Source organism: Rhodoferax sp., assembly GCF_028689305.1.
Classification (GTDB): Bacteria; Pseudomonadota; Gammaproteobacteria; order Burkholderiales; family Burkholderiaceae_C; genus Rhodoferax.
Genome location: NZ_JAQTWM010000038.1, coordinates 22,187 through 31,892 on the forward strand (window position 1 = coordinate 22,187; position 9,706 = coordinate 31,892).

Annotated in this window: 10 protein-coding genes; 4 read left to right on the top strand and 6 right to left on the bottom strand. The window is 63.8% G+C overall.

The window, feature by feature from the left end:
- Window positions 1-38 precede the first annotated feature (38 nt).
- Window positions 39-503, top strand: coding sequence for a hypothetical protein (locus PHW99_RS09690; protein WP_300176294.1), 465 nt, complete (start codon window positions 39-41; stop codon window positions 501-503).
- On the opposite strand, the gene PHW99_RS09695 is transcribed toward PHW99_RS09690, so the two are convergent.
- The 3 genes from PHW99_RS09695 to PHW99_RS09705 all read right to left on the bottom strand — a co-directional run bounded on the left by PHW99_RS09695 (window position 496) and on the right by PHW99_RS09705 (window position 4,849).
- Complete coding sequence (locus tag PHW99_RS09695) at window positions 496-972, bottom strand: histidine phosphatase family protein (RefSeq protein ID WP_300176297.1); 477 nt, start codon at window positions 970-972, stop codon at window positions 496-498. The two genes, PHW99_RS09690 and PHW99_RS09695, sit on opposite strands and share 8 nt — an antisense overlap.
- 20 nt (window positions 973-992) lie before the next feature.
- On the bottom strand, window positions 993-3,104 hold the full coding sequence (gene ppk1, locus PHW99_RS09700) for a polyphosphate kinase 1 (protein WP_300176300.1): 2,112 nt from the start codon (window positions 3,102-3,104) through the stop codon (window positions 993-995).
- Between the two features lie 71 nt (window positions 3,105-3,175).
- Window positions 3,176-4,849, bottom strand: coding sequence for an FAD-dependent oxidoreductase (locus tag PHW99_RS09705; protein ID WP_300176302.1), 1,674 nt, complete (start codon window positions 4,847-4,849; stop codon window positions 3,176-3,178).
- A gap of 56 nt (window positions 4,850-4,905) precedes the next feature.
- Between PHW99_RS09705 and PHW99_RS09710 the strand changes: the two genes are divergently transcribed.
- On the top strand, window positions 4,906-5,586 hold the full coding sequence (locus tag PHW99_RS09710; RefSeq protein WP_300176307.1) for a helix-turn-helix domain-containing protein: 681 nt from the start codon (window positions 4,906-4,908) through the stop codon (window positions 5,584-5,586).
- A 42-nt stretch (window positions 5,587-5,628) separates the two neighbouring features.
- On the opposite strand, the gene PHW99_RS09715 is transcribed toward PHW99_RS09710, so the two are convergent.
- On the bottom strand, window positions 5,629-6,231 hold the full coding sequence (locus PHW99_RS09715) for a glycine zipper 2TM domain-containing protein (RefSeq protein ID WP_300176310.1): 603 nt from the start codon (window positions 6,229-6,231) through the stop codon (window positions 5,629-5,631).
- Window positions 6,232-6,386: 155 nt separating this feature from the next.
- Between PHW99_RS09715 and PHW99_RS09720 the strand changes: the two genes are divergently transcribed.
- On the top strand, window positions 6,387-7,280 hold the full coding sequence (locus PHW99_RS09720; protein ID WP_300176313.1) for an EamA family transporter: 894 nt from the start codon (window positions 6,387-6,389) through the stop codon (window positions 7,278-7,280).
- On the opposite strand, the gene greB is transcribed toward PHW99_RS09720, so the two are convergent.
- On the bottom strand, window positions 7,263-7,829 hold the full coding sequence (gene greB / locus PHW99_RS09725) for a transcription elongation factor GreB (protein ID WP_300176316.1): 567 nt from the start codon (window positions 7,827-7,829) through the stop codon (window positions 7,263-7,265). The genes PHW99_RS09720 and greB overlap by 18 nt on opposite strands.
- A 123-nt stretch (window positions 7,830-7,952) precedes the next feature.
- Between greB and PHW99_RS09730 the strand changes: the two genes are divergently transcribed.
- Window positions 7,953-8,618 (top strand): DsbA family oxidoreductase, encoded by a 666-nt coding sequence (locus tag PHW99_RS09730; RefSeq protein ID WP_300176318.1) that lies wholly within the window; start codon window positions 7,953-7,955, stop codon window positions 8,616-8,618.
- A gap of 5 nt (window positions 8,619-8,623) precedes the next feature.
- Here the strand turns inward: PHW99_RS09730 and gcvA are convergent, their stop codons facing one another.
- Window positions 8,624-9,535, bottom strand: a complete 912-nt coding sequence (gcvA, locus tag PHW99_RS09735; protein WP_300176321.1) for a transcriptional regulator GcvA — start codon at window positions 9,533-9,535, stop codon at window positions 8,624-8,626.
- Window positions 9,536-9,706 lie beyond the last annotated feature (171 nt).

Consider the following 9,706-nt stretch of genomic DNA (forward strand, 5'->3'; position numbering starts at 1 on the left):
TATACTGTTTTTATCTTTCAACTTTTCAGGACGCTGCCATGGTCACCACATCTGTCAAAACCCCCTTAGCCAAAACACCACCGGTCAAGACGACGGTGGCAAAAGCCCCGGCGACCGCCAAGCCCGTGCCGGCCAAATCCAGCCAACCCGTGGCCAAAAAAGCGACCAGCCGCCAAGCCGGCCCCACCCCGGCCAAAGCCGTCCCACCCAAGCGGGTCGCACCCAAAGCGGCGGCCCCCAAACCAGCGTTGCCGGTGGCTGAAACACCGCCCAAGGTCAAAAAGCCCAAGCTGGTGCGCGACAGCTTCACCATGCCCAAGGACGAATACGCCGTGATTGACAGCCTGAAGCTGCGTGCCGGCAAGTTGGGGCAGTCGGCCAAGAAAAGCGAGCTGCTGCGCGCTGGCATCAAGGTCCTGGCGGCCATGAGTGACATTCAATTCAAGGCTGCGCTGAGCGACGTGCCCACACTCAAGACCGGTCGCCCCAAAGACGTCAAATAAGGTCCGGGCTGATCACTGCCAGCAGTGAGGTGTGCCACTGTTGTTCCCGCAGGCGGGTGCGCAGCCACCATACCGCCCCCTTGCGAATGTCACAGCTTTGCGCATGCACACCAAGCAACCGGGCGGCCACCAGCCCCAGGGTCGGCTGATGCCCGACCAGCAGCACTGCCCCCTTGTGCGGCGGACCGGTGTCGGGTGACCATTTGAGCAACGCCAGCACCTCATCAGCCGAACTGTCGGGCACCAATTCATCACGCAACTTGAATTTACGCCCAAGCGCCCGGGCCGTTTGCTCGGCGCGGCGTGCCGGGCTGACCAGCACCCGGGTGCTGTCAGGCAACTGGCGGTCGAGCCAGGCCGCCATCCGCGCCGCCTGGCCTTCACCTTTGTGGGTCAGCGCACGTGATGCATCGTCACAACCGGGTTGTGCATCGTGCGCCTGGGCGTGCCGCCACAAGATCAGGTCCATGACTCAAGCGCCTGTCTGGCTCATGGCTGAGCCGAATACCGCGCCATCAGTCTGGCCTGGGCACTGAGCGCGGCTTTGGGTTTGGACGAGGTTGCACGGCTGCGCGCGGGCGGAACCTGGGTGTATTGACCATCGGCATCCATGGTCCAGGCGTCCACCGTGTCGTGCAGATAGGTGTTCAGACATTCGTCCACAATCCGCTGGCGCAAGGCGGCATCTTCCACCGGCCAGGCCAGTTCCACACGGCGCAACATGTTGCGGTTCATCCAGTCGGCACTGGACAAGTACAGCGCCTGGTCGTTGCCGGTCTGAAAATAGAACACCCGCGAATGCTCCAGAAACCGGCCGATGATCGAGCGCACGCGGATGTGGTCCGTCACACCCGGTCGCTGTGCCGGCAACATGCAGGCGCCACGCACGATCAGGTCGATCTCGACCCCCGCCTGCCCGGCACGCACCAGGGCTTCCATGAGTTTTTCGTCGGTCAGGCTGTTCATCTTCAGCACGATGCGGCCCGCCACACCCTGTGCCGTGGCCCGGGCGACCTGGTCCACCCGGTCAATCAGGCTGCGCTGCAGGTGAAACGGCGCCAGGATCAGCTTGTTCAGGCGCGGAATGCGGCTTTGGTTGGCCAGCAGGCTGAACACGGCTTCGATGTCCTGGGTGAGTTTGGGGTTGCAGGTCAGGTAGCTCAGATCGGTGTACAGGCGGGCGGTCTTAGGGTTGTAGTTGCCGGTGGACAGGTGGGCATAACGGCGGATGCTGCGCCCCTCGCGGCGTGACACCAGCAGCATCTTGGCATGGGTTTTCAGGCCAACCACGCCGTACACCACCTGCGCGCCGATGTATTCGAGTTTTTCGGCCCAGTTGATGTTGGCCTCTTCGTCAAAGCGGGCCTTGAGTTCCACCACCACCGTCACTTCCTTGCCGCGCTGCACCGCCTGGTGCAGCAACTCCATCAACACCGAGTCTGACCCGGTGCGGTAGATGGTCTGCTTGATGGCCAGCACCTGCGGGTCCAGCACCGCCTCGCGCAAAAAGGCCAGGACGCCGTCAAAACTTTCATAAGGCTGGTGGATCAACACGTCACCGGCCTGGAGCTGCTGGAAAATCGAGGTGCCGGTGGCGAGCTGACTGGGATAGCTGGCCTCGTAGCGTGGAAACAGCCACCTGGGCTGGTCCACCAGATCAATCAGCTGGTTCAGGCGCACCAGGTTCACCGGGCCGTGCACCCGGTACAGTGCCGACGCCGGCAGTTCAAACTGCCGCAGCAACAGTTGGCACAAGTGTTCGGCGCAGCTGGCCGACACTTCCAGCCGCACCGCCTGGCCGTAATTGCGGTGCACCAGGCCCTGGCGCAAGGCGGTGCGCAGGTTGTCCACGTCTTCTTCGTCCACCGACAGGTCCGAGTGGCGGGTGACACGGAACTGCGAAAAATCACCCACCGTGCGCCCCGGGAACAGGTCTTTCAGGTGGCTGCGCACCACGCTGGAAATCGACACAAACAGTGTGCGTTTGCCCGAGAGCTTGTCGGGCAGGCGAATGAAACGCGGCAGGCTGCGTGGCACCTTGACGATGGCAATCTCGTTGTCGCGGCCAAAAGCGTCGTGGCCGGAGAGCTGCACGATGAAATTCAGCGACTTGTTGGCCACCTGCGGAAACGGGTGCGCCGGGTCCAGCCCCACCGGCAACAGCAGTGGCCGCACCTCGCGCTCAAAGAATGACTTGACCCAGCGCTGCTGCGCCAGCGTGCGTTCGCTGTGCGACACCACCCGCACGCCTTCCCTGGCCAGCGCCGGGATCAAGACCTCGTTGTACAGGGCATATTGCGCATCGACCAGGCTGTGGGCCACCTTGCTCAGGGCCTCCTGCGCCTGCGCGTCAATGGCGCTCAGGGCGGCTTTGGGTTTGGCCAGACTGGTGTAGAGCGCGGCGCGCACCTCGAAAAATTCATCCAGGTTCGACGACACGATGCTGAGGTAACGCAGACGCTCCAGCAAGGGCACGTCGGGCTTGCCGGCCCAGTGCAGCACCCGGGCGTTGAACGCCAGCAGACTCATGTCACGATCCAGCCACACCACCGGGGCGGGCTTGGGCAGGGGCTTGTCTTTCGGGGCGGCGGTAGCGTTCATGTTGGCATCGGCGAGGGATGCCTGGGAGTGTTATCCGTGCTTGTGACAGTTTCGTGACGGCTTGTCACATATCAGGCCGCGCCATGACCGAGCGTGAAGGCTTCTTCAAACACCGAGTACCCGGCCCAGTCGCTGTGGGCAAAACTCAGGCGGCCATGGGTCAGCTTGATTTGCTCTGTTTTTGATAGCGAACTATGCTTTATATATCCGGGCCAGAGGCCAATTTGACCATTGACACGGGGGACCGGGACGGCCATGGCATGACCGTAGCGGGTGAGGTCGATGCGACGCACCTTGGCGGCCAGGTCCGGGTGCGGGCCAGACAGCTCGGCCAGGATGGCGTCGCGCCAATGCGCCCAGGGCTGGCTCAGCAGCAGGCGCCGCCCCGCCACGCCGGGGGCCAGCGGGGCACTGCCGGGGTCGGCGGCCAGATCACCGAGGGCGCGGTAGTAGGTCAGCACCGTGGCTCCCGGCACGCTGTGCAGCCCCTGGTGACTGGCGTCCACATAGCCCAGCCCCGGCGCGCTGCGGCTGTCGCCATACACCACGTTGTCCCAACTCGGCGGCGCACCCGGGCGGTCCTGCAGCGGGCTGGTGATGTGCAGATTGGCCACCAGCCAGGGGGCATACACCATGCGGGCCGCCGCCGCGCGCAACCAGTCGGGCGGGTTCTGCACCACCCGCGCCGCCACAAACACCGGCAGCGCGACGATGGCGCGGCGGGCCTGCCAGCGCTCCAGCTGCTGCGTGCGGGTGTTGAAGGCATCCACCTCCACCGCGTGCTTCTGGTGGTTGATGCGCAGCACCACCTGCCCGGTCTGCAGGCGCGGCCCCAGTGGCGCGGCCAGGCGGCGCGTCAGCCAGGCATTGCCCTCGGGCCAGGTCAGCAGGCCGTCGGTTTCGGCGTTGTCCATGCCGGGGGCGGCAAAGCCGTGGCGACTGGCAAAGTAGTGCATGCCCGCCCAGGCCGACACGGTGCGCAGGCCGGCGCCATAGTCGTCCCGGCAGCAGTAGTCCAGATACCAGCGCAGATGCGCGTCGGTCAACCCGTTCTGATCCAGGTATGCTACGAATGTCATAGCAGCAAGTGATTGTTGTACCCGGGCTGGAGGCTGTTTTGACACTGGAATCGTCCAGCGCACCTGGTGCCGCAATTGCGCCACCAGCGCGGCAAACTTCTGGTACTGCGCCAGTGTGGTCGCTCCCACGCCCTGGAGCGGCAACAGGCCGGGCTGCCAGGCGCCGTTGAAAAACAGCCGCTCCTGCGGGCTGTGGCACAGGTGGCGCTCATCGTAGACCCAGCGCCCGGCGCGGCGCGTGCGCAGGCCCAACTCTTCCAGCAGGTCTTGCACTTCCCAGGCGTCGTCACCGGGCAGTGGCAGGTAATGCGCCCCTAGCGGGCAGGGTATGCCATTCACCTCGCCAGCCCGGGCGTTGCCACCAGCGGCGTCCTCCAGCTCCAGCAGGGCAAAATCTTCCACCCCCTTGAGCCGCAGGGCACGGGCCGCCGCCAGGCCGGCCACACCACCGCCGGCAATCAGCACGTCGGTGCGGCGGGTGATGGCAGGGGTGGCCCCGGTCAAGGCACTTTGCAGACGATGGCCCCGCTCATGCTGGATGCCGGTAAAGCTGCCGACGATGTGGGCGCTGGCCTGGTCTGGCTGGCAACCGGCACCCAGCAGGGCCGCGCCGAAACCCGCTCCCAACAAGGCGCGACGGTCAGCGGAAAACAGGCGGGAACGCATCAAAGGTCATGGTCAAGGTGGGGGGGTGGTCAGGGGCCGGCCATTAAACTGCTCACATGTCCAAGCAGCCATTATCCGCAGCCGCACTGTGTTGCAGCGTGCGCCGCTACAACGGCGAATACAGCAGCCATGCCCATGACCATGCCCAGATCATGTTTGGGCTGGCTGGCCGCCTGGAGCTGGATGCGCTGGGACACTCGGCTTATGTCGACAGTTCCTGCGGCATGGTGGTGCCGGCGGGGGTGACCCACGGTTTCCTGGCGCCGCACCACGCGCGTATGCTGGTGATTGACCTGGTGCCCCAGCCGGGCGTGGAACGGCTCAAGCGGTTTGCCGTCACATCGGCTATCCGCGAGCTTGCCCATGCCGCCGATCCGGCGCTGGCCCTGGCACAGCTGTTGCTGGCCCCCGAGATCACCACGCGCCGTGGCATTGATCTGGCCCGGCTGAATGCCGCACTGGACCCGGCCCTGCACGAAAGCTGGACCACCGAGCGCATGGCGCGCCTGTTTTTCCTGAGCGCTCAACGTTTTCACGCCCGGTTGGTCGAGTTGTGTGGCCTGCCGCCACAGGCCTATCTGCGCACGCGCCGGCTGGACCGGGCGCAAGCGCTGCTGGCCCAGGGTATGCCGCTGGAAACCACTGCGCTGCGGGTGGGTTACCACTCCGCCAGCGCACTGGGTTTTGCGCTGAAACGCGACCGTCAGTCCAGCGCCCGGCTGCTGCGCAAAAAATAGGCGGCGTAGCCCGGACCGAAGCGGCGCTCCGGCGGCGGGGCATCAACGGCGTGAAATGCTGTTGCCTGAATTCTTGACCAGGTCCCCTGCTTTGTAGCCAGGGTCTTCCTTGAACTCAAAACTCCTTTTGCTGTTGTCCGGGTACTGGACCGTGACCATCCAGACCTTATGGGCGCGGACTTTTTCCTCAATTTTCTTCCCGGCATAAGCACCGCCGACCGCGCCGGCCACCGTGGCCAGGTCCTTGCCAACACCCCCTCCGACCTGATGCCCCAGCACGGCACCGCCCACACCCCCGGCAATCATGCCAATGGCGGACCCTTGCCCATCTCTCTCCACCACTTTGACCGAGGTGACGGTGCCGCAGTCGGCGCAGGCGCTGCTGGTCGAACTGGCCGGGCTCGCCGCCTTCAAGCTGGCCTTGGCCGTTGCCAAGGCCTTGTCGTAGACGGTTCTGGCATCGCGACGACATTGCAGGCGGGCATTGGCATCCGACTCGTCAGCACATACTTTTTTATCGGCCTCATATTGCTGGGCCGCCTTTTTGGCATCGGCAGTGTATTGGGCCTGGGCGGCGGAGGTGCCTGCAGCAAAGGCGGTGCTGGAACAGATCAAGACAAAACCGACAAGTGTGCGATGGATCATGGCTTTACCCCTCAATACGGACTCGGATCGTCATGATCAGGACTTGCCGCCCAACAGTCAAGTCCAAACGACAAACATTGACCCGCCTCCGCTGCCCACCCAAGGTCAAGCGTTGCTCGACAGTTGTCCTGCAGTTCCGCCGCGATCATTGGTGCATGAAACACAAGGTCATGACATCGGCCGGTATGGCCCTGGCAGCCGCAGCCCTCTGGGGCAGCACCGGCACCGCCCAACATTTCGCCCCATCCACCACCTCTGCCTACTGGGTTGGCGCCTTGCGCCTGCTGGTGGCCAGCGCTTTTTTTGCTGTCTTTGTGGCCTGGCGGCAGCGCGGTCAGGGGCTGGCAGGGGCTCCGCTCAAAGGTGTTGCCAAGTGGATTGGTATTGCCGGCGCTTGCATGGCGGCCTACAACCTGACGTTTTTTGCCGGGGTCAAGGCCACCGGGGTGGCCACCGGCACGGCGCTGGCCATCGGCAGCGGGCCGATCTGGGCAGGGCTGTTGCAAACCGTGGTGTCGCGCACCCCACCGCCTGCTGCCTGGTGGCTGGGCACGCTGCTGGCCATTGCTGGGGCCGTGCTGCTGGTCTCGGGCAACGGGACAGGCCAGCATATCGACCCGCTGGGCGTGGCGCTGTGTCTGCTGGCGGGGCTGTCATATGCCACCTACACGCTCATCAGCAAGAAGCTGGTCACTCAGGCGGCGCCCGCGCTCATCACGTTGTGGACTTTTACCGTCGCTGCCGCCATCGCGGTACCGGCGGCTGCTTTGGTCGCAGGCCCCTTCACCTCCAGCGCAACCGGCTGGGTGGTGGTGGTGTATCTGGGGCTGGTGACCACCGGCGTGGCCTATTTGCTGTTCAGCCACGCCCTGCAACATTTGTCTGGAGCCACCGGGGTGACACTGGCGCTGGCCGAACCAGCCACCGCCTTTGTGCTGGCCATTCTGGTGGTGGGTGAACAGCCGCAGTGGGGTGCTTTTGCGGGCCTGGGCCTGCTGCTGACCGGGCTGGGCTTTGTGTTGTGGACGGAATCAAGAGGACAAACCTGACGGCCCCGGGTAGGTCACCCGCAGCACCTCGATCTCGTCCACCCGTTCTGGCATCACCAGCTTGAGCACATCACCTTCAAACGCCTTGAGCAGGGTGCGCGCGACCGGTGACACCCAACTCACATCACCCTGGGCGCTGTTGGCCTCGTCGATGCCAACAATCCTGACGGTGCGCTCGTTGCCCTGCTCGTCCGCGTAGGTGACCGTGGCGCCAAAGTAGATTTGGGTGTTGCCGTGATGCAGCGCAGGGTCGGCCACCACGGCGGCTTCCAGCCGCTTGATCAGGAAGCGGATGCGCCGGTCAATTTCGCGCAGGCGTTTTTTGCCGTACAGATAGTCGCCGTTTTCAGACCGGTCGCCGTTGCTGGCGGCCCAGTGCACGATCTCCACAATCTTCGGACGCTCTTCTTCGACCAGCACCTTCAACTCGGCGCGCAGGGTGGCAAAACCCTGCGGCGTGATGTAGTTCTTGCCGCCCGCTGGCAACGGCGGCAGTTGCAGCTCATCGTCGTCATCGTTGTCGGATTCTTTGGTAAATGCTTTGCTCATGGTTGGCTGTCAAATTATCCTTGTTGGGGGAATGGCATCCCTGGCGATCCGCCCCTCCCGGTCAGGGGAAGTCCGATACTGTAGCGTTGCGCAAAAAACAAGAGCCAAGTGCTCACCCGCCCTATGACGACCCCCATCAAAATTGATTTTGTCTCCGATGTGTCCTGCCCCTGGTGTGCCATTGGCCTGCAGTCGCTGAACGTGGCGCTGGAACGCCTGCAGGGTCAGGTGCCCACCGAGCTGCACGTTCAGCCGTTTGAACTCAATCCGCAGATGCCCGCCGAAGGCCAGGACATCAACGAGCACCTGAGCCAGAAATACGGCTCGACCCCGGAACAACTGGCCCAGACCCGCGAGGCCATCCGCCAGCGTGGTGCCGCCTTGGGTTTTGAGTTTGGCATTGGCAAACGTGACCGCATCTACAACACCTTTGATGCCCACCGCCTGCTGCACTGGGCCGCAATGGAAGGCGCGCCAGGGGCACAGAAAGCCCTCAAGATGGCGTTGTTTGCCGCCTATTTCACCCACGGTCTCGCCCCGTCTTCCCACGAAGTGCTGTTGGATCTGGTCAACCAGGTGGGACTGGACCCGCAGCGCGCCCGTGCCGTGCTGCAAGGTGATGAATTTGCCGCCGAGGTACGCGAGCGCGAAACGTTTTACACCAGCCACGGCATCCATTCGGTGCCGGCCATCATCCTCAATGACCGGCACCTGATCTCGGGTGGCCAGCCCCCTGAAGTGTTTGAGCAGGCACTGAGGCAACTGGCCGACGCCGAGGTGATGGCGTAACACCCTCACGCCACACCGGCACCGGCTTGCGCCTTGAAGATGGCAATTTCTTCCAGCAGCCAGCGGCGAAACGCCTGCACCTGAGGCTTGCGCAGTGCATCCGGCGGACAGGCCAGGTAGTAGTCCGAGGTGCTTTTCACCGCCACGTCAAACAGGCGTACCAGTTCGCCCGCGGCCATTTCCTGCGTCACCACCACCTGGCGCACCAGGGCAATGCCGTCACCGTCCATGGCCGAGCGGATCAGCAGCGACAAGTCCTGAAAACGCACGCCGCCACTGGGCTCAGCCAGCTTCAGGCCGGCCGCCTGAAACCAGGGCAGCCAGGGCTCGTCCGAGCGCAGCAACTGCGCCGGTTTGAGCTGCTGCGGCAAGGTCGGCAGCTGTCCCTGGTGGTAGCCGGGGCTGGCCACCGGGTAGTAGGAGTCACCCATCAGCCGCTCCACCACCAGGCCGGGGTACTGGCCCTGACCAAAGCGGATGCCCACGTCGATGCCGTCGCGCACCAGGTCGTGCAGCTGGCCGCTGGACTGCAAGACCAGCTCGGTGTCCGGGTTCTGGTCAATGAATTTGCCAAGGCGCGGGGCCAGCCAGCGTGCCGCAAACGAGGGAATGGCCGACACCGTGAGCCGTTTGTGCCGCGTCTCTTCGCGCAGCACCTGGGTGGCATCCGCGATGTCTTGCAAGGCATAGCGCACCGCTTGCGCAAACCGTAAGCCCTGCGGCGTGATCGTCAAGCGCTTGCCATGGCGGGTGAACAGCGCCACGCCCAGGTCTTGCTCCAATGCCCGCACCTGGTGGCTGATCGCGCCGTGGGTGACATGGGTTTCATCGGCGGCGCGAGAAAAATTCTGGTGGCGGGCGGCGGCCTCAAAGGCACGCAAGGCCACCAGGTTGGGCCATCGGCGTAAATCCGTCATGGTTTGATGTGAGTATTTTTAGCAAGGAAGTCAAAGATATATCGTTTTGCGCCAGAGCAGGCAGCCCATAGACTTGGCGAACGATTTATTTTTTTAAACAACCCATGCCACAAAACCCATTGACCCTTTTGGTTGACTTGAAGGAGCAACAAACATGGTGACCTGCTACCT